Origin of the sequence: Streptomyces sp. x-80 (assembly GCF_046549095.1) — a bacterium.
GTDB lineage: Bacteria > Actinomycetota > Actinomycetes > Streptomycetales > Streptomycetaceae > Streptomyces > Streptomyces celluloflavus.
This window is the reverse complement of record NZ_JAJPWM010000003.1, coordinates 177,906-201,304: the sequence shown is the minus strand read 5'-3', so window position 1 is coordinate 201,304 and position 23,399 is coordinate 177,906. Positions and strand designations below refer to the sequence as shown.

Sequence of the window (23,399 nt, the reverse complement as noted above, 5' to 3'; positions counted from 1 at the left end):
CAGGTTCCGTACCGGGCGCACAGGTGGTGCCACGTACCCCCTGGCCCGGGGGCGTAACCCCATGACCTGGCGTTCTCCACCCGGCAGACTGTTCCCGTGTCCGGCGTCCGGGCGCGTGAAGCGCGAGGAGCGTACAGATGAGGGTCCGCGGAACACTGGTCGCCGGGGTGCGGGGGCTGGGGCTCTCCCTGGTCGCGCACGGCGGATCGCTGGCGCTGTTCGTGCTGACCGTGCTGTCCATGGCGCTGATGGTGCTGGGGGTGGGCATCCTCACCACTCCGGTCGTGGTGTCCTGGGCCCGGTCCTTCGCCCAGCTGCGCCGGGTATGGGGGTACGAGGTGGCCGGGCTGCGCATCCCGGCGGCGTACCGCCCCTTCCCCGCCCGGCTGCGGCGCGGTCCGCTCGGCCAGGCGCAGCGCTGCGCCGTGCTGCTGCGGGACCCGGCGACCTGGCGGGAGCTGCTGTGGCTGCCGGTGGATCTGTCGGCCGGTTTCCTGCTGGTACTGCTGCCGCCCTCGCTGGTCGGCTACGGCGTGGGGTTCGTCCTGCTGCCGCTCCTGCACTGGCTGACCGGCCTGGGCGGCGAACTGCTGGGCCTGGGCGCGCTGACCACCGGCCGCCCCGGGCTGATCTACGCGCTGGTGCCGGTCGGCGCCGGGCTGCTGGTACTGGCCCGGTACGCGAACCCGGCGCTGCTGCGGGCCCACTTCCAGCTCGCCGCGGTGTTCCTCACCCCGCCCAGGGCCGAACTGGCGGCCCGGGTGGCGCGGCTGACCGAGACCCGGCACGACGCGGTGGACGCGTCCGCCGCCGAACTGCGCCGCATCGAGCGGGATCTGCACGACGGCGCGCAGGCCCGGCTGGTGGCGGTGGGCATGAGCCTGGGGGCGATCGAGGCGCTGATCGAGAAGGACCCGGCGCGCGCCAAGGAGCTGGCGGGCCGGGCCCGCCGGTCGTCGGCCGAGGCGCTGACCGAGCTGCGTGATCTGGTCCGCGGTATCCATCCGCCGGTGCTGGCCGAACGCGGACTGGGCGATGCGGTACGGGCGCTGGCGCTGCGGACGGCGCTGCCGGTCGAGGTGACGGCCGAGCTGCCGGGGCGGCTGCCCGCGCCGGTGGAGTCGGCCGCGTACTTCGCGGTCAGCGAGATCCTGACGAACGCCGCGAAGCACTCGGGGGCCGAGCGGGTGCGGGTGGACATCCGGTACGCCGATGCCCTGCTGCGGATCGCGGTGACGGACGACGGACGGGGCGGCGCCGTGCTGCACTCCGGCGCTGCGGACGACGCCGGGGGCGGGGCGCCGGGCTCCGGGCTGCGCGGCGTCGAACGGCGGCTCGGTACATTCGACGGCGTCCTCGCCGTCAGCAGTCCCGTCGGCGGCCCGACCCTGGTCACGATGGAGATTCCGTGCGCGTAGTACTCGCCGAAGACCTCTTCCTGCTGCGCGACGGACTGGCGCGGATGCTGGAGGCGTTCGGCTTCGAGATCGTCGCGGCGGTGGCGAGCGGGCCCGAGCTGACCCGGGCGCTGGCGGAGCTGACGCCGGACGTCGCGGTCGTCGACGTCCGGCTGCCGCCGTCCTTCACCGACGAGGGCCTGCAATGCGCGCTGGCCGCCCGCCGGGCGCGGCCCGGTCTGCCCGTACTGGTGCTCTCCCAGCATGTGGAGCAGCTGTACGCGCGCGAGCTGCTGGCCGACGGGAGCGGCGGGGTGGGCTATCTGCTCAAGGACCGGGTGTTCGACGCGGAGCAGTTCACCGACGCGGTGCGGCGGGTGGCGGCCGGCGGTACGGCGATGGATCCGCAGGTCATCGCGGAGCTGCTGACGCGGCGTGCGCGGGACCGGCCGATGGCGAAGCTGTCGCCGCGCGAGCTGGAGGTGATGGAGCTGGTGGCGCAGGGCCGGTCCAATGCGGCGATAGCGGCGCGGCTGGTCATCACGGAGCGCGCGGTCGCCAAGCACACCTCCAGCATCTTCGGCAAGCTCGGGCTGCCGCCGTCGGACGACGACAACCGGCGGGTGCTGGCCGTCCTGGCCTACCTGGACCGGGGCTGACGGGCGGTGCCCGGACCCGGGCCGGGCAGGCCGTTCCCGGGCCCGGTCCGACGGGCGGCTCCCGGACCTGGGCCGACGTCCCGTCAGCGGACCGTACCCGCCCCGGAACCGCCCCGCGGCCGGACGCCGAGCGGCGTCCGGCCGACCCCAACTCCCCCACCGGCGCCCGCGGGACGGCCGGGTTCCGCCGCTGGAACGTCGCTCGGCCACCGCGTACGCTGACCGGGACGGATCACGAGCGAGGGGATCACGGTATGAGTGCCGCAGCTGAGAAAGAGTGGCTCTACGCCCTCGACATCTCCGACGCCACCTGGCAGCGCGCCCCCGGCGAGTCCGAGGAGGCGGTGGAGATCGCCTTCCTGGAGCGCGGGGCGGTGGCGATGCGCAACTCCACGGAGCCGGAGGTGGTGTTGCGCTATACCGAGGCGGAGTGGCGCGCCTTCGTCCTCGGCGCGCGGGACGGCGAGTTCGACCTGGCAGTGGGGCCGCCGCCCGGCGCCTGAGGTGCCCGCGCGGGACCCGAATCCTGTGATGATCACCCGTCGGGGCGAAAGCGCCCCTCGGTGACCATCACAGGATTCACTCGTTTTACGGAACGTGGAGCAGCAGCAGGCGGCAACCCCGCGTCCGGACCCCACCTCCGCCGACCGCTTCGACGGCCTCGTCGACGTCGAACAGGCCGAGGCCGCGCTGGTCGAGCACTACCCACGGCTGGTACGGCTGGCCTATCTCATCCTCCCGCCGGGTGCGAGCCGCAGCCGGCGGGTGCTGGCCGCCCATGCGGTAGTGCAGCGTTCCCTGCCGCGCCGGCCCACCGCCGCCCGCGGCCCCGCACTGCCCGCCCCGTGCGGCGGCGCGGACCCGGCGGCCGCGCCCGGCTACGCCTGCGTACGGCTGCGGGTGCTGCGGACCGCGCTCGGCACCGGGCGGGGATGGCGGCGGTGGCTGCCCGTACCGCCGCCGCTGCTCCCCCGGGTGTGGGGGCTGCGGCTCTCCCCGCGGTCCGGCGGCGCCGATGAACTGGCCCTGGAACAAGCACTGTCGGCGCTCTCCGCGCCGGGGCGGGCCGCGTTCGCGCTGTGCGGTCCGGAGCGGCTGACGGAGGCGGACGCGCTCCGGGTGCTGGCGGCCGCCGGGGTGGCCGACACCCGGGAGGCGCTGGACGAGGCGGCGCGGACCGCGACACCGGCCGGCAGCCGGGACCGGTCGCCGGTGGAATCGGCGGAGTTCGACCCCTGCGCCTTGCAGGCCCGGCCGACGGACCTGATCCGGCGGCGGCAGCACGTCCGGGCGGTGCTGGCGGGGGGTGCGGCGGTGCTGGTGTGCGGGGCGCTGCTGGGGCTGCCCGGTGGCGGCTGGGGCCCGGCGGGTCCGGACGGCCCGGGTGGTGCGGCCGCGCCGCCGTACGCCCGGAACGCCGCGGCGCAGGCGGCGCTGGATCCGGCGAAGGTGACGGCGGCCGCCGCGACCGCCTGGCGGAGCGCGGCGCGCCAGGACTTCACGGCCTGGCCGGCCCGCGGCGACCGGGTCGGCGACCGGGCGCTGCTGCGGCGGGCGCTCGCGGTGTGGGCCCGGCCGGGGGCCGGGGTGCGGGTCACGGCGACGCCGGGCACCGCCGCCGGGCCCGCGGCGGGACCTCCGCAGCTGCTGTTCGCGGGCGTGGTGGACCACGCCGTGGTGGTGCTCCTCCACGACGGCCTGCGGGTGGTGCGGTACGCCGAGGCGGCGGACGGTACGGACGGCACGGACAGCGCGGACAGCCTGGACAGCTCCGGTGGGTCCGGTACGACGCTGGACTTCGCGCGGACGGACGGCGCGGCGGGCACGGCGGCGGACGCGGTGGTGGCGAGCCGTGCACACGGCAACGTCCGCTATCTGACGGCCCCTTGGGTGACATCGGCGCGGCTGGTGGATCTGCTGAAGCCGGACGCCGCGGGCCGGGCGGTGCACCGCGACGCGAACGGTCTGACCCACCCCGTCCCGACGTCCGCCCCGGGGGCGACGTGCACGGCGTGGCCCGCGCTGCGGACGGGCGGCGAGCTGCTGACCGACCTCGCCGAACCGGTCCCGGCGCGGCTGACGTACGGCGCGCCGCGCGAGCCCGGGGCAGTGAGCGGATCGCGGGCGCGGACGGTGTGGGCGCGGACGGCCTGCCAGCTGGCGGCCCTGCGCGGGCAGGGCGTGAGCGCGGTGAACTCCTGGGAGTTCGCGCGCCAGCCGCTGCCCGGGGGCGCGGGCAGCGCGGCGTGGGTGTGCACCCGTGCGGAGACCTGGCGCGGTGCGGGCAGCCTCACGTTCGCGCAGATCCAGACGCCCGCGCCGGGCGGCCGGTCCGGTGCGGCGCCGGGGGCGGCGGTGGCCCGCGCCGACGGCGGCACCGCCTGCGGGCCACGGGCCCCGCGGGTGCTGGCCGGGGTGCTGTGGAAGGCCACCGGCGGGCACCCGGGCGGACATCCGGACGGGCGGTGGTGGCTGCTGGCGGCGGGCAGCGAACAGGTCACCTCGATCACCGCGACCGGCGGGGTGCGCGGGCAGGCGGCCGGGCGGTTCCTCGCGATCCCGGCGAAGGCGGGCGACCGGCCGGAGCTGACGGCCCGGCTGGCGGACGGAGAGCGGCTGACGACGCTGCGCTGAGCGGGACCGGGCCGAGGGGGACCGGGCGGGGCGAGGCCGGGATGAACGGCGCCGGGCGGGGCACGGCCGGGAAGGCGGGGCAAGGCCGGAAGAGCGGCACCGGGTGAGGCGCGGCGGGCGCCGGGGACGGGCCCCACTTTCCGGTGTCCGAAGGCTGTTGCCAACACCTTACTCGCCAGTACATTGACGCCATGTCTAACACGGCCTCGTTGCGGCCCCAGCCGGCCGCGTCCGAGCACATCCCGCTGAAGGCCCGTAACGTCGCCTTCGACTGGGCGGACACCCCGCTGCACTGGATACCCGGTGACCCGGCCAGCACCCACACGATCAATGTGCTGCATCTGCTGCTGCCCGCCGGCGAGCGCTGGTTCGTGCACGTCTACAAGCAGGTGCTGCCCCACCTCCGCGATCCTCGGCTGCGCGCGGACGTCATCGGGTTCATCGGCCAGGAGGCGATGCACTCCCAGGCGCACGACGACGTCCTGCCGCATCTGAAGGCCCTGGGCCTGGACCCGGAGCCGTACACCGCGCAGGTGGACTGGTTCTTCGAGAAGCTGCTCGGCGACCGCACCCTGCCGCCGGGGCGGGCCCGCCGGTGGTGGCTGCTGGAGCGGGTCGCCACGATCGCCGCGATCGAGCACTACACCGCTTTCCTGGGTGACTGGGTGCTCAACGCCGAGGCGCTGGACGCCCGGGGCGCCGATCCGACGATGCTCGATCTGCTGCGCTGGCACGGTGCGGAGGAGGTGGAACACCGCTCGGTGGCCTTCGACCTCTTCCTGCATCTCGACGGCAGCTACCGGCGCCGGGTACGCACCTAGGCGACCGCCTTCACCGCGCTGGTGTTCCTGTGGCAGCGCGGCATCCGGTTCTTCATGGCGAACGATCCCTCGCTGCTCGACGGCCGGGCCGGGTTCCGGGACTTCCTGCGCGGCGGGCGGCAGGGCGTACTGCCGACGGCCGGGGCGATGGCGCGTTCCGTCCCGCAGTACCTGAGCCGGACCTACCACCCCTCGCAGCACGGCAGCACCGAGCAGGCCGTCGCCTATCTCCACCGTTCACCGGCCGCCGTCGCGGCCGAGGCGACGTCCCCCGGAGGCGCCTGAGATGCCCGTGCTGCCCACTCTCCCCGTTCCGCCCCGGGTCCGTACCGCGCTCGTCGTCGCCGGTGCCGCGCTGGTCGCCCGCCGGGCACTGCGGCGCCGGATCAAGGAGTCCCCGCTCTGGCCGCTGCCCGCACTGGAGCAACCGGTGTCCGGCAGAGGCCGGGACCGGGACCGTCCGGCGCCGCTGCGGCTGCGGGTCGCCGAGCGGTCCGTGGCGGCCGACGGCGTGGTGTCACTGCGGCTGGCGGGTACACGGCTGCCGGCCTGGGAGCCGGGCGCGCACATCGATCTGGTGCTGCCGTCGGGCGCCGTGCGCCCGTACTCGCTGTGCGGCGAACCGGCCGACGCGGTACGGCCGGACGGCGGTTCGTACACCATCGCCACCCGGCTGATCGAGGACGGCGGGGGCGGTTCGCGGGAGGTGCACGAGGCGCTGCACGAGGGCAGCACCGTCGAGGTACGCGGCCCGCGCAACCGCTTCCGGCTCACCGAGTGCCACGCCTATGTCTTCATCGCGGGCGGTATCGGCATCACCCCGATCCTGCCGATGCTGCGACAGGCCGAGGCGGCGGGGGTGCCGTGGCGGCTGGTGTACGCGGGACGGTCGCGGGCGTCGATGCCGTTCCTGACGGAGATCGAGAAGCTGGCGGGGAACGGGGAGTTCACGGAGACTGGGAAGTTCACGGGGACCGGCGGGTTCACGGGGACCGGCGGGTTCACGGGGACCGGCGGGTTCACGGAGACCGGCGGGTTCACGGAGACCGGCGGGTTCACGGAGACCGGCGGGTTCACGGAGACCGAGGAGTTCACGGAGACCGGCGGCGGACGGGTGACGGTGGTGCCCGAGGACGAGGCGGGCCGGCCGGATCTCGCGGCGGCGCTCGCCGGTGCCCCGCCGCACGCGGCCGTCTACTGCTGCGGCCCCCAGCCGCTGATGGACGCGGTGGCCGAGCTGCTGCCCGCGGGCCCCGAGGGACTGACGCTGCACACCGAGCGGTTCACCCCGGCCGCGCCCCCGCCGACCGGTGCGCACACGGCCGGTGACACCGCCTTCGAGGTGGAGCTGCGGCGCTCCGGCCGTACGGTCACCGTCCCCGCGGACACCAGCGTGCTGCGGGCGCTCCGCGCGCAGGCGCTGCCGGACCTGCCGTACTCCTGCGAGCGGGGATTCTGCGGCACCTGCCAACAGCGCGTGCTGGCCGGGGAGGTGGACCACCGCGACCAGCTGCTGACGGACGCCGAGCGCGCGGACTCGCTGCTGATCTGTGTCTCCCGGGCCCGCGGCGGAGGTCTTGTGCTGGATCTGTGATTCCGCGGTGCGCCCCGGCTGGATCCCGTGTGCGCATGACGACCGGCGCGCGCCGCAGGATGGGGGTCGGGGAGCGACGCAACCTCGCGGCGCCGGCGGCGGTGAGCGCCGCGTACGACCCCGGCATGGCGAAGGTGGTCGACCGCATGCTGGCGGACGAACCGGCGGACGGCATCTTCGGCGAACTGGTCGGCCGGCCGGGGGCACTGCGGACGCCGGGGACGCAGTCGGCGTGACCCGGAAAAAAATCCCGCTGAGGCCGGTGCTTCCGGCCCCTCGACGGCCTCCGTCCGCCCGTCCGGACGGCGTCCCTCAGCCGGTTACGGCTCCTGCGGCACAATCCCTCCATGAACATGATCACTTTCCGGCTCGCCGACGACGGTGGCGACGATCTGGCAGCCTTGGTCGGGCTGTACGACGGTGCGGCCCGCTGGATGCGGGCCTGCGGGATCGACCAGTGGCGGCCGGGCGATAAGGACAGGGAGCATTTCCGGCTGCGGGTGCGGGACGGTGAGGTCTGGTTCGCGGAGGTGGCCGGGCGGACCGTCGGCGGTTTCGAGCTGTGGTGGCGGGACGAGCCCGCGTGGGGGCCGCAGCCGCCGGTGGCGGGCTATCTGCACCGGCTGATGGTGGACCGCACGGCCGCGCCGGCCGGGACCGGACGGGCGATGCTGCGGCACGCGGAGCGGCGGATCGCCGCGGCCGGGCGGGAGTTGAGCCGACTGGACTGCCGGGCGGCCAACCCCCGGCTGCACACCTACTACGAGGGCGCGGGCTACACCGTCGTCGGGAAGCAGCCGGTCATCAAGGAGGGGGCGGGCGGCAGCCGGTACGCCGTCACGCTCTTCGAGAAGCGGCTGGGGGCGTGACGGCTCGTCGCGTCAGACCGGGAGGCGGTCCATGATCCAGGTGCACAGTTCCCGGGTGAGGGCGGTGTGGCCGGTATTGGTGGCGGAGCAGTGGAACTCGTCGAGTTCGCTCTGCTCGGGCGGCAGGCTGGCGATGTCGGCGTACAGGTCGTCGTGCCGGTCGAGGTCGCGGATGGCGACGGCGCTGACCGAGGGGACGGCGCAGACCGTGGGGTGGCGCAGGTCGGTCTCCGCGCCGTGGGCGTCGAGTCTCTCGGCGAGGAGCCGGTAGGCGTCGAGAGTGCCGCCGGGGGCGCCGTCCAGTTCGGGCAACCCGTCGGTGGTGATCCGCTGGGCGGCGGGCGGCAGCAGCCGCTTCAGGTCGGCGACCCGGACGCCGTCGCCCGCGCCCTGGGTGTAGAGGGCGGTACCAGGGAAGACGGGGCCGTTGATCTTCAGTGCGAGGTCGCCGGGCGGGACGGGGAGGCCCCGGCCGTTGCCCGCGCCATTGGCGACGGCGATCGTACGGGGCAGCTGCGGCCAGTGGCCGAACCGCCCCAGGGCGTCGAGGAACTTCTCCCGCTCGGGGTCCGGCCGGACCGCACCGGTCTCACCGTCGTAGTGCCGCCACAGCGTCTGACGCGCGGCGGGGCTGTTCAGCTGCCGGGCGAGGTCGTTCTCCGGTCCCGGGATGAAGTGGGCGAACGCCTGGAGCGCGAGGGGGACGACGCCGCCGCGGTGCGGGCTGTCGTAGGAGAAGTACAGCCCGGTGCAGTGGTCGGCACCCGTGTGCTCCAGTTTGGCCAGGGCGTAGCGGGTGACCAGACCGCCCGTGCCGAAGCCGCCGACGGTCAGTCGCGTGTGGTCGCGCTGTTCGGCGATGGTGCGCTGCACGGCGGTGATCGCGGCGTTCGCGTTGTCCATGAGGGACGCGGAGCGCTCGTCGAAGCCGAGCAGGATGACCGTCCTGCCGCGGTGGCGCAGACCGGAGAGGAACGGGAAGCCGGTCTCCAGGCCCTGGTAGAGCCGGCCCAGGTCGCTCCTGCCCAGGCTGAAGGCGTCGGCCATGATCACCGGCTTGGTGATGTCGGAGCCGTTCTCGGCGTAGTAGACCCAGGCGAAGCCGTCGGGCAGATCCCATTTCTCGTCGGGCCGCGGTGCCGGGACCGGGCCTGGAATGCGCGGTTCGGCCGCGAGCGGGTCCGCGAGGGTCAGCCGCCCGATACCCCGTTCCGCCCCGAATTCCGGCGCGTTCCCGACGCCCTGGCCATTCCCGGCGTCCCGTGCACCCTGCTGTCCGGACAATGCCACTCCTCGGGATGTGGGCAACACCGGGCACACCCCATACCGCCCGTACGCCCTGTCGCCCGTACGCTGTCGCCGCGGCCGCCGCCCTCGAATTCGGCGTACGGCTCGCCGCGCCACACTTCAACTGTCGCGCGAGCGAATCGGGACGGCCACTCGAATGCGGTGGGGGCGCATGCGGTCGGGGGCGGGAGCTACGGCCTGCGCCTATGACCAGGTGCCCTGGGCGGCGAGGCGCTCGGCCCACGGGCCGAAGGCGGCCGGGGCGTGCGGCCGAGGAGGCGCCGGGGTCGGCCGGGTGGCCCGCGCGGTGCGTGGCGAGCTGCGCGCCGAGGGCATCGGCCACCGCCTGGGGCAGGCCCGGAGTGCCGGTACGAGATCGTCCGGCCCGCCCCGCGAGTGGCCTCGTCCGCCCACCCCAGGTGCCGCCCCGCCCCGCCCCGCCCGCAGGTGAGGGCTCCGGGCGTGCTCGCCGGCCGTGCGCCGGGCCCGCCTATCGTTGGCGCATGGACGTGTTCGATGACCTGCTGCGCGGGGTCCGTGGGAAGGGGGCCGTGTTCGGCCGTTCGGTGCTGTGGGCGCCGTGGTCGCTGCGGTTCACCGACGCCGCGTATCTCACGCTGTGCGTCCCGCTGCGCGGTGCGGGATGGCTCGTCCCGGAGGGCGGTACGGCGCACCGGGTGCGGGCCGGAGAGGCGGCGATCGTCCGTGGCCCGGCGCCCTTCGTCTTCACCGACGACCCGGCGACGGCCGCGAACTCCCCGGTGCGGGACGTGCACTGCGCCCCCGACGGAGACTCCGGCGAGCACCCCGACGCCGCGCCCGCCGGGGAACTCGCCGGGCCGACGGTACTGATGGCCGGCGCCTACGACGTACGGGCGGAGGTGCCGCAGCGGCTGCTGCGGGTGCTGCCCCCGGTGCTCGTCGTACCGGACGAGCACGACTGCGCCGCCCTGCGCGACTACCTGGAGTCGCAGATCGCCGGAGTGCGGCCCGGGAGCCAGATCGTGCTGGACCGCCTGCTGGACTGGCTGCTGGTGTGTACGCTCCGCGACTGGTTCGACCGCCCCGAGGCCGACCCGCCCAAGTGGTACCGCGCGCTCGGCGACGAGGTGGCGGGCCCGGCCCTGCGCGCCCTGCACGAGGACCCGGCGCACCCCTGGACGACATCGGCGCTGGCCGCGCGCGCCGGGGTGTCGCGGACCACCCTCGCCAAGCGGTTCACCGAACTGCTCGGCGAGGGACCGGTTTCCTACCTCACCGGATGGCGTATGACGCTCGCCGCCGACCTGCTGGGCAAGCCGGAGCTGACGGTGGCGGCGGTGGCGCACCGGGTCGGATACGCCGACGCCTTCGGTTTCAGCGCGGCCTTCAAACGCGTCCGGGGAGTGAGCCCGAGCGCCTATCGCCGGGGCACCGCCGAGGAGTTGCCCGCCAGCCGCGAGGCCCCGGCGGGCTGAGCCGTCCCGGGGCGTACACCGGGCCGAACGGCGGAACCGCGCAGGTCAGAGGATGGTGAAACGCTGGTTGAACAGGCCGTCGCAGCGGTACTGGACGATCCGCACCTCGTCCGCCGCGCTCTGTCCCTTCACGTCGAAGCACTTGTCGGCGAAGGTGCGGATCTCAACGGCGTCGCGGCCGATGTCCACAATCCTGAAGCGCTGGTTGAACAGGCCGCTACAGGTGTACTGGACGATCCGCGCGTCGTCCGCCGTGCTCTGGCCCTGCACATCCAGACACTTGTTGGCGAAGGTGCGGATCTCGAACTCCCCGTGGTCGAGGGAGACGATTCTGAACCGCTGATTGGCCAGGCTGTCGCAGCGGTACTGGACGATGTGCGCATCGTCCGCCGTGGTCTGGCCCTGCACATCGAAACACTTGTCGGCGAAGGTGCGGATCTGCACCCCGTTGGCCGCGGCGGCACTGCCGCCCGGCACCACCGCGGTGGCCGACATCGTCACCGTGACGACCGCCAGAGCGCGGCCCCACTTCTTCAGGGCGGAACGCATGTGCAACCCCTTTCCCGAAGGGGGGATTTCTCCCCTTTTGCCGGAAGCGTAGGGACCTGCATCGGCCGAGGGAACGCACCGGATGGCTACTTCACGCGATCGGGGGTCGCGCTCTTGCTCCATCCGCGCACCGGCGAGACCCCCTCGTCCGGGGCCTCGTCAGCGCCTCGTCCGCACCTCATCCGCGCCGAACGGGCCCTATGGACCGAACGGGGCGTCCGCCACCTGCGGTTGGCCGATGGGGGCAGGGCGGCGAGTGCCGTTCTCCGCATCGGCGGAGATGCTCTCGATGGCGCGCCAGGAGTGCAGGACGCCGGCGCCAACCGGCCGGCGGGCATCGGCCCGGCCGTCCCGGCACCCACCACGAGCGCATCGGGATCCAGCCGAGATACCCCTCTTATGCGGTGAACGGCGCTCACGTGAACGCCGTTCACTACAGTGAGGCCCATGACCTCCCCGTTACCCCGCCCCAAAGGCCGTCTCGCGCGGATCGACCAGTCGCGCACCGCCGAAACGGCTCTGCGGCTGCTGGACGAGTCCGGCCTCGAATCACTGACCATGCGGCGCCTGGCCGATGCCATGGGCGTGCAGGCGGGCGCGCTGTACCGCTACTTCGCCACCAAACAGGACCTGCTGACCGCGATGGCGGAACGGATACTGGCCGAGATCCCCGCGTCCGCGGCGAACGGGCCAGGGGCCGCCGGCGACTGGAGCGAGCGGCTGGCCGGCCTGGCCAGGGCCATGCGTACGGCCCTGCTCGCCCGGCGCGACGGCGCCCGCGTCTTCGCCGGAACCCACTCGGACGGGGCGCACACACTGGGCTTCGCCGACGCCGTGACGGGTGTGCTGCGTGAGGCGGGCTTCGGTGACGAGGACGCGGCCCGCGGCCTCATGGCGGTGATCAGCTTCACCGTCGGCCTCACCCTTGAGGAGCAGGCCGTGCTCCAGCCGGGGCCCGCGAACCCCGAACGCCTGCGCCGGGCCGTGTCACCAGGACAGTTCCCGCACCTGGCCGCGACCCTGCCCACCCTCGCCAGTACCGACTTCACCGCACACTTCGAATTCGGTCTGCGCCTGATCATCCAGGGCTTGCACGCGCTGCCACGCGACCGTCCGTGACACCGCCGCGCCCGCCCCGCACCCGGCTCCGGCACCGCCGGCCCAAGAGGAAGGCGACGCCGGTCAGGTGCCTCCACACCTCGCGTTCAGCTACCTCTCGGGATGCGGATCGCTGTGACGCGTGGGACGCCTGTTAGCGTCTCCGCGGGGGTCGGCCACTCATGAAGTTCATCGCCTGGATCGCGCTCGTCATCGGCGTCGTCGTCGCCGTGATCTATGTCAGTAGCGGGATCACCGCCACCGTGGGCGGCGAGGAACCCGTATTCGCCTGGCTCAACGGTTGGCTCATCGGCCTGATCCTGCTCGCCTTCGTCGTGCCGGCGCTCTTCCAGGTGAGCCGTGCGGTGGGCGGGCCGTCCCGGGCGTTCCGGGGCGCCCCGATCGGCCGGGGCACCGTGACCGGAGTGCGCCACACGGGCGTCAGCATCAACGACAAGCCGCAGCTGGAACTCGCGCTCACGGTCGACATCCTCGACGGTGCCTCCTTCCCGGCCACCACCCGGCTGACCGTGGACCTCACCGAGCCCGGCACCGTCAAACCCGGCCGCACGCTCCCCGTCCGTTACCTTCCCGACCGGCCGGAGAAGGGCGTGGTGATCGCCCGGGACGTGACGCCCGCCGAAGCGCAGGCGGCTCTCGACAGCGTCCAGCTCGTCCGCGGCGAAATCAGCCGGGCGCAGTACGAGATCGGCACCCGCGGAACGGATGCCGAGGCCGTGGTCATGTCGATGACCCCCACCGGCGAGATCCGCGACGGCAAGAGCGTGCTCCACCTGGTCGTACAGATCACCCGCGCGGACCGGTCCGCCTTCACCGTCGAACAGGACCGGCCGATCCCCTCCGCCCTGGTCCCCCGGGTGCAGCCGGGCCGCATCCTGCGGGTGCGCTACCTGCCCGACGACGAGACCGACTACGTCATCCTCACGCAGCTCAACAACTGAGGCCGGGGCGGTACGGAATCCGCCCCTCGCCTGCCACGCCGTCGCCGATGCCGTCGCGCATCGGCGGCACCCAGCGCCAGGCCGATCGCTGGCTCCCGAACGGTTGCCGAGCGGCTCGGACTCCATGACCACGGCCTGCGGCCGGAGCCGTCGAAGGGCGAACCGATGCATGCGTACGCCGACCGCAAGCCGGCGTTCTGACAGCCCGTCCCCTCGTCGTGGCTCGCAGGGGAAGGCGCGTTCACGGCAGCAGGTCGAGTTCGGCGCGGACGATCTTGCCGACCGGATCGCGGTCGAGGACCGACCAGCGGGTGGCGAACGCCGCCACGAGGAGGAGGCCGCGCCCGGACTCGGAGTCGGGCGGCGGGAGCGTGAGCCCGTCCGGACCGGGCGGGCGCCGCTCCGTACGGGTGTCGGCGACCTCGATGCGCAGGGTGCCGGGACCGGCGGCGCCGTGCAGGAGCGCGAGGCGCAGTTCGAAGTCCCGTCCCGGTACGCGGCCGTGGATCGCGGCGTTCGCGGCGAGTTCGGCGACGATCGCGGCGACGGACTCGGAGAGGTCGCCCCCGTAAGGGAGGCCCCAGGTGTCGAGTTGGTCGACGGCGAGGAGGCGGGCGAGACGGGCCCCGCGTCGGGTGGCGCTGAAGCGCTGCGTGAACACACGTACGGTAACCGGGGATTGGGTGGCCCGGAGGGTGGCGTGGGCTGGCATGAACCCAAGGTGACGGCTCCGAAACGTCGATGACCAGGCTTTCGACACGTACGGAGAGTCTGCGTACGAGTGCAAAGAGTGGACAGTACGGGTAACGGACCGTGAGCATGGTCAGGTCGGGCGAAGGGGCCTTACAGGCACACGGAAGGTGACCGGACATGGCGGCAGGTATGCGCAATGACGAGCCGGAGTCCACTGACAGCCTCAAGTCATTCGGGGCTGTCGTCAAGGTGTTCCGCGAACGCGCAAAGCTCACCCAGAAGCAACTGGCCACTCTGGCGCAGTTCTCCTTGCAGACCATCGCCTCGATCGAACAGGGACGCAGGCTCCCCCCGCCGGAGTTCATCGACCGGGCGGAGAAGGTGCTGGATGCATTCGGAGTCCTCCGGGCGATGGCCAAACATCTGGCACGACAACCGGGGCTGGCTTCATGGTTTAGCCAGTGGGCGGGGCTGGAGGAGCATGCGGTAACCCTGTGCACGTACGAATGCCGGGTGATCCCAGGACTATTGCAGACGGAAGCCTATATCCGTGCGGTCGTTCTGAGCGTGCCCCCGCCCCCGAGCGAAGAACTGGTCGAAGATCGAGTCGCCTCACGGCTCGCACGCCAACAGTTGCTGTACCGCACGCCGCCCGTCGCGTTCAGTTTCATCATCGAACAGGCCCTGCTGGAACGACACACGGGAGGAGTCGAGGTCACCAGAGAACTCATCGACAATTTGCTCCGCTGCGCCGAACTGCCGAACGTCGACCTTCAAATCATGCCGCTGCACCAGTCAGAACACGCAGGCCACGACGGCTCCTTGCAGGTCATGGAGACACAGAGCCATCACTGGCTTGGCTACACCGAGGGAAGCCGCCACCATCAGCTGATCTCTGACCCGAAAGAAGTCAGCGTGATGCTCCAGCGCTATGCCAAGATGCGCTCTCAGGCACTTTCCCCCGACGAATCCGCAAACCTGCTGAAGCAAATGCGAGGAGCGCTATGAGCACCCCCGAGTTGACCTGGCGCAAGTCCAGCCACAGCGGCCCCGAAGGCGACTCCTGCGTAGAGATCGCCACCTGCCCCACCACCGTCCACATCCGCGACTCCAAGGACAAGGCGGGCCCCCAGCTCGCCGTACCCGCCGACACCTGGACGGCGTTCATCACGTACGCCGCCCAAGAAGGCTGACCGGTCCAGGCCGACAACGATCGCACGGTCCGTTCGCCCACCCGCGAGGAAGGCACACGCTTCCTCCCTCGTGGTGCCGATGCACCGCACGGTCTGAAGCAAACGCGAGGAGCGCTATGAGCACTTCCGAGTTGACCTGGTTCAAGAGCAGCTACAGCAGCGGCGACGGCGACAGCTGCGTAGAAGCCGCCTTCTCCTGGCACAAGTCCAGCTACAGCGGCAGCTCGGGCGACGACTGCGTAGAGATCGCCACCTGCCCCACCACCGTCCACATCCGCGACTCCAAGGACAAGGCGGGCCCCCAGCTCGCCGTACCCGCCGACGCCTGGACGGCGTTCGTCACATACGCCGCCCAAGAAGGCTGACCGGTCCGGTCCCGGGTTCTGTCTCTTGGCCGAGTCCACCGAGGCGGTCCAGTCGGTTTCGTCGTCGGCGTCCGCCGCGGCCAGGGCGGTCCGCCCGCCGCCGCCCGCGGACCGGATCGGCCGGCATCAACGGCTCGATCCGGTCCCACCTCACCTCATCTCACTGGTCACCAACCGGACAGACGCATCCGGTCGGCCGTTCGGAGCGCCAGAGAGGCGCGCTCCGGTAGCAGGAACCGGCAGTTGACGGTTCCTCTCGGCGGCGGGGTCCTATCGGTTTCCGGCCAGGTTGATGATGTGTCCGTTCGGTGATAATCAGCCGCATCAGTTCCCACTAGGGTCACTTCAGCTCCACAGCCCGGCGCCGCGCGGCCCTCGTGCGGCGCTTCGTGGACCCGTCGATTGGACCGGTGTGAAGTGAAGATCAAGTATCGCCATCCGCTCGGTCGTTCATCGGTGGCGGCGGTCCGGAGCCGGCTCGCCGCGGTGGTGGGGGTGGTCGCGCTGCTGATGGCCGTCCTCACCGGCCCGGCCGTCGGCACGGCCAGTGCGGCGCCCCAGGCGGCGCCGGTCGCCGCCGCCACCGACGCGGCCCCCGGGTGGGTCTGCCCCGGCACGCCCATACCGGCGGGTTACGTGATCACCAGCCGCGCGGCCAACGGGTGCAACGGTGCCGGCGCCTGGTACATGCAGCCCGTGCAGGACGGGATCTGGGTCTGCGCCACCTCGCCGATCCCGCCCGGCTACGTGATCACCCTCCACACCGCCAATGGCTGCAACAGCAACATCGACACCTGGTTCCTCCAGCTGGCCCGCGACGGCCAGTGGGTCTGTGCGGGCTCGCCGATCCCCTCCGGGTACGTGCTCACCGGCCACATCAGCACCGGCTGCGGCAACATCGGCGTGTGGTACCAGCAACTGGCCCGCGCCGGCGTGTACATCTGCCCCGGCGTGCCCGTGCCGCCCGGCTACCGCACCGGCGCCTTCAACGCGAGCATGTGCGGCGGCCTCGGGGGCTGGTTCCTGCTCACCGCCTGATCCGACCGGATCAGGCGGGTCCGCGACGCCGAGAACACGGCGGGCCCCGGCTCGCCGTACCGGCCGACGCCTGGGCGGCGTTCGTGGCGTACGCCGCCCAGGGGGACCGACCGGCCTACGCCGTCATCGATTGCAGGGTCCGTTCGCGCACCGTGTTGAGGAAGGCGGGCACTTCCTCCCTCGTGGTACCGGTGCACTGCACGATCAGGCCCATCACATCGCCCGCCGACAGGGCGCACACCGCGGGCACGTCACGTGCCACCTCCACCCGGTCCGCCAGGCGTTCGACCATGAGGATCGCCAGCTGGAGTTCCGGCACGTGACGGGTCTCGCCGTAGCTGAAGCCCTTCTTGATGACCCACATCTCGGGGACGATCAGCCCGTAGACGATGATGTGGCCCATCGCGTACATGGCGCGCGCGGCCTCCACCGCCGAGTCGGCGTCGTCGTCGCCGTGCAGGGCCGCCACCGCGTCCTGGTCCCCGGCGAGGTGCGCCTGGAGGAGCGCCACGCCGTGCAGCACTTCGTCCTTGGTGTACGGCCGCGCGTCGTCGTCATCGCTCATCTGACACCAACTCCTGGTCACTGTGTGTTCATTACTGGGAACCCAGTGTGTCAGGTGCGGCGGGTGGCCGGTCGTCATTCGCGGAGCGGGCTCCGGGGCGCGGGGGCCGTGGAACCGCGGACGACGAGTTCGGGGCGGAAGACGAATTCGGTGCGCTGGACGGGGTTCCGGCGGATCTCCTCGATCAGGGCGCCCACGGCGGCGGTGGCCATCGCCCGGACCGGCTGGCGCACCGTGGTCAGCGGCGGGTCGGTGAAGGCGATCAGCGGGGAGTCGTCGAAGCCGACCACCGAGACCTGGGCGGGGACGCCGAGGCCGCGCTGCCGGGCCGCGCGGACCGCGCCGAGGGCCATCAGGTCGCTGCCGCAGACGATGCCGGTGCAGCCCGCGTCGAGGAGGGCGGTGGCGGCGGCGTGGCCGCCCTCGACGCTGAACAGGGTGTGGCGGACGCGCCGTTCGGCCCGCTCCCCCGTCAGGCCGAACGACTCGCCCAGGGCCGCCACGAACCCCTCGGCCTTGCGGCGCGAGGGGACGTAGCGGGCCGGTCCGACGGCGAGGCCGATGCGTTCGTGGCCCAGTTCGGCCAGGTGGCGCAGGGCCGTCCGGGCCGCCGCGGCGTCGTCGAGGGAGACGAAGGGGGCGTCGACGCCGGCGCGACAGCCGTTGATGAGGACCAGCGGGACGCCGCGGGCGGTCAGCCGGGCGTAGCGGGCGGGGTCGGTGGCGGTGTCGGCGTGCAGCCCGGACAGGAACACGATGCCGGTGACGCCGCGCCGCACCAGTTGCCCGACGCGTTCGTCCTCGTGCGCGCCACCGGTGCAGAGCACCGAGGTGTAGCCGTGACCGGCCAACGACTCCTCGATGACCTGGGCGAACGCCGGGAAGATGGGGTTGGTCAGTTCCGGGACGACCAGGCCGACCAGGCCCGTGGGGTGCCGCGGCGGACGTACCGGGCGTTCGTGGCCGAGGACGTCCAGGGCGGCGAGGACCCGCTGCCGGGTGGTGTCCGCCACCCCCGGCTTGCCGTTGAGGACCCGGCTGACGGTCGCCTCGCTGACCCGCGCCCGGTCGGCGATCTCGGCCAGCCGCGGGGTGGCGCGGTCAGCGGGCGGTATCACCTCACGCCTCCCACCAGATGGCGGTGTCGGCGGGGAGCTCGAACACGCCGTCCGTGGCGGCCGGTTGGCGGTCGGCGGGACGGGAGGAGAGCAGCGGGCGGCCGGGGGCGGGGAGGCGGACGGGGGTGCCGGTGGTGTTGACGGTGCAGACCAGGCCGCCGGGGCGCCGGAAGGCCAGGACGCCGGGCGGGGCGGCCAGCCACTCCACCGCGTCGCCCGCGCCGAGGCCGGGGTGGGCGCGGCGCAGGGCGAGTGCGGTGCGGTACAGCTCCAGGGTGGAGTCCGGGTCGCCGGTCTGCGCGGCGACGCTGAGCGCGGCCCAGCCGGCGGGCTGCGGGAGCCAGCTGCCGCCGGTCCCGAAGCCGTACGACGGCTCGTCCCCGGTCCAGGGGATCGGCACCCGGCAGCCGTCGCGCAGTCCGTCCTGGCCGCTGGCCCGGAAGAAGGAGGGGTCCTGGCGGACCTCGTCGGGCAGGTCGGTCACCTCGGGCAGGCCCAGTTCCTCGCCCTGGTAGACGTAGGCGGAGCCGGGCAGCGCGAGCATCAGCAGGGTGGCGGCGCGGGCGCGGTCGAGGCCGCCACCGAGGCGGGTGCGGTGCCGGACGACGTCGTGGTTGGAGAGCACCCAGGTGGTCGGGGCGCCCACCGGCCGCATCGCGTCCAGGGAGGAGTCGATGGCGGCGCGCAGGGCGGCGGCGTCCCAGCCGGTGTTGAGGTAGTGGAAGTTGAACGCCTGGTGGAGTTCGTCGGGGCGCAGGTAGCGGGCGGTGCGGTCGGCGCTGGGGGTCCAGGCTTCGGCGACCGCGATCCGGTCGCCGGAGTACTCGTCCAGGACGGTGCGCCAGGAGCGGTAGACCGCGTGCACGCCGTCCTGGTCGAAGAAGGGCAGCACCTGGTTGCCGAGGAGTTTCAGCTGCCCGGCGCGGCCCATGTCCGGCAGTCCGGGGGCCTTGACGAGTCCATGGGCCACGTCCACCCGGAAGCCGTCCACGCCCAGGTCCAGCCAGAAGCGCAGGATGGAGCGGAACTCGTCCTGGACGGCGGGGTGGTCCCAGTTGAAGTCGGGCTGTTCGGGGGCGAAGAGGTGGAGGTACCACTGTCCGTCAGGTTCGGGGAGCCGGGTCCAGGCGGGGCCGCCGAAGATGGACTCCCAGTCGTTGGGCGGCAGTTCACCGTCGGCGCCCCGGCCGGGGCGGAAGTGGAAACGCTGCCGGAGCGGGGAGCCGGGGCCCTCGCGCAGTGCCCGCTGGAACCATTCGTGCTGGTCGGAGCAGTGGTTGGGGACGACGTCGACGATGATGCGCAGGCCCAGGGCGTGCGCCTCGCGGATGACCGCGTCGGCGTCGTGCAGGGTGCCGAACATCGGGTCGATGGCGCGGTAGTCGGCGACGTCGTAGCCGCCGTCGGCCTGCGGGGAGGCGTAGAAGGGGCTGAGCCAGACGGCGTCCACGCCCAGGTCCCGCAGGTACGGCAGCCGGCTGCGGATGCCGGCCAGGTCGCCCATACCGTCGCCGTTGCCGTCGGCGAAGCTGCGCGGGTAGACCTGGTAGATCACCGCGTCACGCCACCAGTCGGTCGTGGTGGCGGCGGGGGCGGGGCCGGTCGGGGTGGCGGTCGGGTCGGCGGGGGCGGTGTCGTATCGCGTCATGTCATCCCTTGGTGGTGCCGGCGGTCAGTCCGGATACGAGGTGGCGCTGGGCGAAGGAGAAGACCAGGGCGGCGGGCACGGCGATGATCACGGCCGCGGCGGTCATCGATCCCCAGTCGTTGGTGTACTGGTTGACGAAGGTCTGGAGGCCGCCGGCGAGCGTCAGGTTCTCCTCACCGGTCATGAAGGCGGAGGCGTAGGCGACCTCGGCCCAGGCGGTGACGAAGGTGTAGAAGCCGGTGACGGCGAGCCCGGGGCGGGCCAGCGGGAGCACCAGCCGCCAGAACGTGCCGAACGGGTTGAGCCCGTCGACCCGGCCGGATTCGTCGATCTCCACCGGGATGGTGTCGAAGAAGCCCTTCATCATCCAGGCGCAGAACGGGACGGCGATGGTCAGGTAGGTGACGATCAGGCCCGCGGGCTGGTTGAGCAGGCCCAGGCTCGCCATCAGGTTGTAGAGCGGCACGATCAGCACCGCGACCGGGAACATCTGGGTGATCAGCAGCAGCCACATCAGCGGGCGCATACCGGGGAAGCGGAAGCGGCTGACGGCGTAGCCGGTGGTGGCCGCGATGAAGACGCCGAGGACGGTGGTCACCCCGACGATGAAGACGGAGTTCTTGAACCAGGTCAGGAACTCCGTATCGGCCAGTACATGGGTGTAGTTGGCGAGGGTGAAGTGGGTGACCAGGTCGGTGGAGAAGGCGTCGTCGCGCGGTTTGAAGGAGGTCACCAGCAGCCACAGCGGCGGGAAGACCGCGACGGCGGCGGCGATCAGAAGGGCCAGATGGAGCCCGGCGGAGGCCAGCGGGGTACGCCGGTTGCGCCGGTGGGGTGCGCGGGACATGGTCACCACACCTCTCCCTGCTTGCGCAGCGAACGGCGGTAGCCCGCCGCGACGAGTGAGAGCAGCACCAGGATCAGCACGCCCCAGGCCGCGGACCGGGAGAAGTCGCGGGGGCTGTCGACGAAGGAGAGCCGGTAGGCGTAGGTCACCAGGATCTCGGTGGCGTCGCCCGGCCCGCCCCTGGTGAGCAGGAAGATCACCGGGAACATGTTGAAGGTCCAGATGGTGGAGAGCAGGATCACGGTGCCGCTCACCGCCCGCAGACCGGGCACGGTGATGTTGCGGAACCGCTGCCAGGGCCCGGCGCCGTCCATCTCGGCGGCCTCGTACAGCTCGCCCGGTATGGACTGGAGGCCGCCGAGCAGCGCGACGAGCATGAAGGGGACGCCCAGCCAGACGTTGACGGCGATGACCGAGAGCTTGGCCCAGGTGGGGTCGTTGAGCCAGGGGACGGCGTCGATACCGCCGCCGGAGAGCAGCTTGTTGAGGATGCCGTTCTTCTCGTTGTAGAGCATCCGCCAGGTGAAGACGGAGATGAAGGCGGGGATGGCCCAGGGCAGGATCAGCGCCAGCCGGTAGAAGGTGCGGCCCCGGAGGGTGCGGTTGAGCAGGTTCGCCAGCGCGAGGCCGATGAGGAAGGTGAGCGCGACGCAGGCGACGGTCCACAGCACGGTCCAGCCGAGCCGGTCCCAGAAGAGGCCGTCGGAGAGGACCGCCCGGTAGTTGTCGAGGCCGGTGAACTCGTAGGTGGCGGGGATGTGGTTGACGCCGATGGTGCGCTCGACGTTGGCCTCGTTGGCGTCGGTGAACGAGAGGAAGAGGCCGCGCACCAGCGGGTAGCCGATGATCACGCCGATGACGAGTACCACCGGGGCGACCATCGTCCAGGCGTACCAGTGGGTGCCGAACGTCCTGCGCACCCGTGCGGCGAGGGTCACTTGTAGTCCTTGAGCAGCTTCCGGTAGGCGTCACCGGTGGCCTTGGCGGCCTGCTCGGGTGTGGCGGAACCGGTGAGGACCTTGTTCATCTGGACCTTGATCGGCTCGAAGAGGGAGTTGCCCTCGGCGATCCAGGGGCGCTGGACGGCGCTGTCCACGGCGGGCTTGAAGAACTTCACCATCTCGTTGTTCTTGACGGCCGGCACGTCGTAGACGGACTTGCGGGTGGGCAGCAGGCTGAGCTGCTCGGTGGTCTGCTGCTGGACCTGGGCGGAGCTCATGTACTTGACGAAGGCGTAGGACGCCTGGAGGTTTTTCGAACCGGCGTAGACGGAGAGGTTCCAGCCGCCCTGCGGGGAGCCCTGGGAGGAGCCGCCGGGGACGGGGGCGACGCCGAGGTTGTCCTTGTTCTCGGGGCCCTTGAACGCCTTGCCCGCGCGGGCGCCCTCGATGTCCCAGGGGCCGTCCACGGCCATCGCGACGCTGCCGTCCTTGAGGGCCTTGAGCTGGTTCTCCTGGCCGTCGGTGGCGTCGGTGACGGCGGCCTTGGAGTCGACCAGGTCCTTGATGGTCCGGAACGCCTTGACGCCGGCGTCGTCGTCGATCAGCACGATCTTGTCGCGGGCGTCGACCATGTTGCCGCCCTGGCCGTAGAGGTAGGGGAGGAACCAGTAGGGGTCGTCACCGCGCAGGTAGAGGGCGGTGGCGCCGGTCTTCTCCTTGATCTTCTTTGCGGCGGCGGTCAGTTCGGGGAAGGTCCTGGGCACCGTGACGCCCGCGTCCTTGAGGAGCTTCTTGTTGTAGAAGAGCCCGAGGGTGTCGATGACCTGCGGGGCGGCGTAGGTCTTGCCGTTGAACTCGGTGCTGCCGAGGGCCTGCGGGAGGTAGTCCTCGGTCTTGTCGAGTGCGGGGGTGCCGTCCAGCGGGGCGAGGTAGCCGAGGTTGGCGAAGTCGGCGACCCAGGCGACCTCGGTGCGCATCACGTCGGGGGCACCGGAACCGCCGCCCGCCGCGTTCTTGAACTTGGCGTTGGCGTCGCCGAACGGCACGCTCACATAGGTGACGTGGACCTTGGGGTGCTCCTTCTGGAACCCCTCGGCGAGCTTCCGGTACGTCGCCTTCTCGGCGTCGTTGGAGGTGTCCCAGAAGGTGACGGTGCCGGACAGTTCGCCCCCGGCGGCGGCCTCGCCGTCACCGCCGCCGCCACCGCACGCCGTCGCCGTCAGGGCCAGACCCGCCACCAGCGCCATGGCCGTCACGCCGCGTATGCCGTGTGTGCCGCGTCTGCCAGGTATGCCAGGTATGCCACGCCGCATGTGAACTCCTTGGGGAATCGCCTGAGATGGCGGTCAGGAACGTAACAGCGCGGCAAGGCAAACCGAAAGACCTTGCGGAAAATTGCTGCAAGAAACCAGGAATCCGTTGCAGTGGGCCCGGCCGGAAGTGCGCCCGCGCGGCGGGCGTCCCGCCCGTGCCCCCGCACCGTCACCCCGTGCCCGCCCGAGCGTTGATTGCGTGACGAGGGATCGTCCCCCGGCCCCGGCCGCCCGGTCCCCGCCCTTCGATCACCACCCCGCGATCCCCACCCCTCGATCGCCACCCGGCGATCCCCGCTCAGCTATCCCCGGCCACGACCCCTCGGCCACCACTCTCGACCTCGACAGGGA

23 protein-coding genes and 1 pseudogene are annotated in these 23,399 nt (G+C 72.3%); 15 read left to right on the top strand and 9 right to left on the bottom strand.

Annotation, left to right across the window (positions count from 1 at the left end):
- Positions 1-137 precede the first annotated feature (137 nt).
- The 8 genes and pseudogenes from ACLJWH_RS06455 to ACLJWH_RS06420 all read left to right on the top strand — a co-directional run bounded on the left by ACLJWH_RS06455 (position 138) and on the right by ACLJWH_RS06420 (position 7,974).
- On the top strand, positions 138-1,418 hold the full coding sequence (locus tag ACLJWH_RS06455; protein WP_411140606.1) for a histidine kinase: 1,281 nt from the start codon (positions 138-140) through the stop codon (positions 1,416-1,418).
- Entirely contained in the window at positions 1,409-2,056 is a 648-nt protein-coding gene (locus ACLJWH_RS06450; RefSeq protein ID WP_411140605.1) for a LuxR C-terminal-related transcriptional regulator, read from the top strand. Before ACLJWH_RS06455 ends, ACLJWH_RS06450 begins: the two co-directional genes overlap by 10 nt.
- Positions 2,057-2,310: 254 nt before the next feature.
- Positions 2,311-2,559 (top strand): DUF397 domain-containing protein, encoded by a 249-nt coding sequence (locus tag ACLJWH_RS06445; protein ID WP_411140604.1) that lies wholly within the window; start codon positions 2,311-2,313, stop codon positions 2,557-2,559.
- A gap of 94 nt (positions 2,560-2,653) precedes the next feature.
- The gene (locus ACLJWH_RS06440) at positions 2,654-4,690 is read left to right on the top strand and encodes a hypothetical protein (protein ID WP_411140603.1); all 2,037 of its coding nucleotides are present in this window, start codon (positions 2,654-2,656) and stop codon (positions 4,688-4,690) included.
- Between the two features lie 191 nt (positions 4,691-4,881).
- Positions 4,882-5,796, top strand: a pseudogene (locus tag ACLJWH_RS06435) (metal-dependent hydrolase).
- A 1-nt stretch (position 5,797) separates the two neighbouring features.
- The gene (locus tag ACLJWH_RS06430; protein WP_411140602.1) at positions 5,798-7,105 is read left to right on the top strand and encodes a PDR/VanB family oxidoreductase; all 1,308 of its coding nucleotides are present in this window, start codon (positions 5,798-5,800) and stop codon (positions 7,103-7,105) included.
- Positions 7,106-7,140: 35 nt separating this feature from the next.
- Positions 7,141-7,341, top strand: coding sequence for a hypothetical protein (locus ACLJWH_RS06425; RefSeq protein WP_411140601.1), 201 nt, complete (start codon positions 7,141-7,143; stop codon positions 7,339-7,341).
- Between the two features lie 111 nt (positions 7,342-7,452).
- Complete coding sequence (locus tag ACLJWH_RS06420) at positions 7,453-7,974, top strand: GNAT family N-acetyltransferase (protein ID WP_411140600.1); 522 nt, start codon at positions 7,453-7,455, stop codon at positions 7,972-7,974.
- Positions 7,975-7,986: 12 nt separating this feature from the next.
- On the opposite strand, the gene ACLJWH_RS06415 is transcribed toward ACLJWH_RS06420, so the two are convergent.
- Positions 7,987-9,264: a hypothetical protein gene (locus ACLJWH_RS06415; RefSeq protein ID WP_411140599.1), complete on the bottom strand. Its 1,278-nt coding sequence runs from the start codon at positions 9,262-9,264 to the stop codon at positions 7,987-7,989.
- Between the two features lie 500 nt (positions 9,265-9,764).
- On the opposite strand from ACLJWH_RS06415, the gene ACLJWH_RS06410 reads away from it, so the two are divergent.
- Entirely contained in the window at positions 9,765-10,718 is a 954-nt protein-coding gene (locus tag ACLJWH_RS06410; RefSeq protein WP_411140598.1) for an AraC family transcriptional regulator, read from the top strand.
- A 45-nt stretch (positions 10,719-10,763) separates the two neighbouring features.
- Here the strand turns inward: ACLJWH_RS06410 and ACLJWH_RS06405 are convergent, their stop codons facing one another.
- Entirely contained in the window at positions 10,764-11,267 is a 504-nt protein-coding gene (locus ACLJWH_RS06405) for an RICIN domain-containing protein (RefSeq protein ID WP_411140597.1), read from the bottom strand.
- Positions 11,268-11,714: 447 nt separating this feature from the next.
- Between ACLJWH_RS06405 and ACLJWH_RS06400 the strand changes: the two genes are divergently transcribed.
- Entirely contained in the window at positions 11,715-12,386 is a 672-nt protein-coding gene (locus ACLJWH_RS06400) for a TetR/AcrR family transcriptional regulator (protein WP_411140596.1), read from the top strand.
- A gap of 161 nt (positions 12,387-12,547) precedes the next feature.
- Positions 12,548-13,327: a hypothetical protein gene (locus ACLJWH_RS06395; protein WP_411140595.1), complete on the top strand. Its 780-nt coding sequence runs from the start codon at positions 12,548-12,550 to the stop codon at positions 13,325-13,327.
- 241 nt (positions 13,328-13,568) lie between these two features.
- Here ACLJWH_RS06395 and ACLJWH_RS06390 read toward each other — a convergent pair whose 3' ends face one another.
- Entirely contained in the window at positions 13,569-14,039 is a 471-nt protein-coding gene (locus ACLJWH_RS06390) for an ATP-binding protein (RefSeq protein ID WP_411140594.1), read from the bottom strand.
- Positions 14,040-14,197: 158 nt separating this feature from the next.
- Between ACLJWH_RS06390 and ACLJWH_RS06385 the strand changes: the two genes are divergently transcribed.
- The 4 genes from ACLJWH_RS06385 to ACLJWH_RS06370 all read left to right on the top strand — a co-directional run bounded on the left by ACLJWH_RS06385 (position 14,198) and on the right by ACLJWH_RS06370 (position 16,616).
- Positions 14,198-15,028 carry a helix-turn-helix domain-containing protein gene (locus ACLJWH_RS06385; protein WP_411140593.1) on the top strand — a complete coding sequence of 277 codons (831 nt, stop codon included), beginning with the start codon at positions 14,198-14,200 and terminating at the stop codon, positions 15,026-15,028.
- On the top strand, positions 15,025-15,213 hold the full coding sequence (locus ACLJWH_RS06380; RefSeq protein ID WP_411140592.1) for a DUF397 domain-containing protein: 189 nt from the start codon (positions 15,025-15,027) through the stop codon (positions 15,211-15,213). Before ACLJWH_RS06385 ends, ACLJWH_RS06380 begins: the two co-directional genes overlap by 4 nt.
- Before the next feature lie 116 nt (positions 15,214-15,329).
- A complete protein-coding gene (locus ACLJWH_RS06375) occupies positions 15,330-15,578 on the top strand; it encodes a DUF397 domain-containing protein (RefSeq protein ID WP_411140591.1) in 249 nt (82 codons plus the stop codon).
- 417 nt (positions 15,579-15,995) lie between these two features.
- The gene (locus ACLJWH_RS06370; protein WP_411140590.1) at positions 15,996-16,616 is read left to right on the top strand and encodes a hypothetical protein; all 621 of its coding nucleotides are present in this window, start codon (positions 15,996-15,998) and stop codon (positions 16,614-16,616) included.
- A 115-nt stretch (positions 16,617-16,731) separates the two neighbouring features.
- Here the strand turns inward: ACLJWH_RS06370 and ACLJWH_RS06365 are convergent, their stop codons facing one another.
- The 6 genes from ACLJWH_RS06365 to ACLJWH_RS06340 all read right to left on the bottom strand — a co-directional run bounded on the left by ACLJWH_RS06365 (position 16,732) and on the right by ACLJWH_RS06340 (position 23,048).
- Positions 16,732-17,181, bottom strand: a complete 450-nt coding sequence (locus tag ACLJWH_RS06365; protein ID WP_411140589.1) for a DUF6224 family protein — start codon at positions 17,179-17,181, stop codon at positions 16,732-16,734.
- Positions 17,182-17,255: 74 nt separating this feature from the next.
- Complete coding sequence (locus tag ACLJWH_RS06360) at positions 17,256-18,299, bottom strand: LacI family DNA-binding transcriptional regulator (protein WP_411140588.1); 1,044 nt, start codon at positions 18,297-18,299, stop codon at positions 17,256-17,258.
- A gap of 1 nt (position 18,300) precedes the next feature.
- Positions 18,301-19,947, bottom strand: a complete 1,647-nt coding sequence (locus ACLJWH_RS06355; RefSeq protein WP_411140587.1) for a glycoside hydrolase family 13 protein — start codon at positions 19,945-19,947, stop codon at positions 18,301-18,303.
- A 1-nt stretch (position 19,948) separates the two neighbouring features.
- A complete protein-coding gene (locus ACLJWH_RS06350) occupies positions 19,949-20,794 on the bottom strand; it encodes a sugar ABC transporter permease (RefSeq protein ID WP_411140586.1) in 846 nt (281 codons plus the stop codon).
- A gap of 2 nt (positions 20,795-20,796) precedes the next feature.
- The gene (locus ACLJWH_RS06345) at positions 20,797-21,732 is read right to left on the bottom strand and encodes a carbohydrate ABC transporter permease (protein WP_411140585.1); all 936 of its coding nucleotides are present in this window, start codon (positions 21,730-21,732) and stop codon (positions 20,797-20,799) included.
- Positions 21,729-23,048, bottom strand: a complete 1,320-nt coding sequence (locus tag ACLJWH_RS06340; RefSeq protein WP_411140584.1) for an extracellular solute-binding protein — start codon at positions 23,046-23,048, stop codon at positions 21,729-21,731. The genes ACLJWH_RS06345 and ACLJWH_RS06340 overlap by 4 nt, the downstream gene beginning before the upstream one ends.
- Positions 23,049-23,399: the final 351 nt, after the last annotated feature.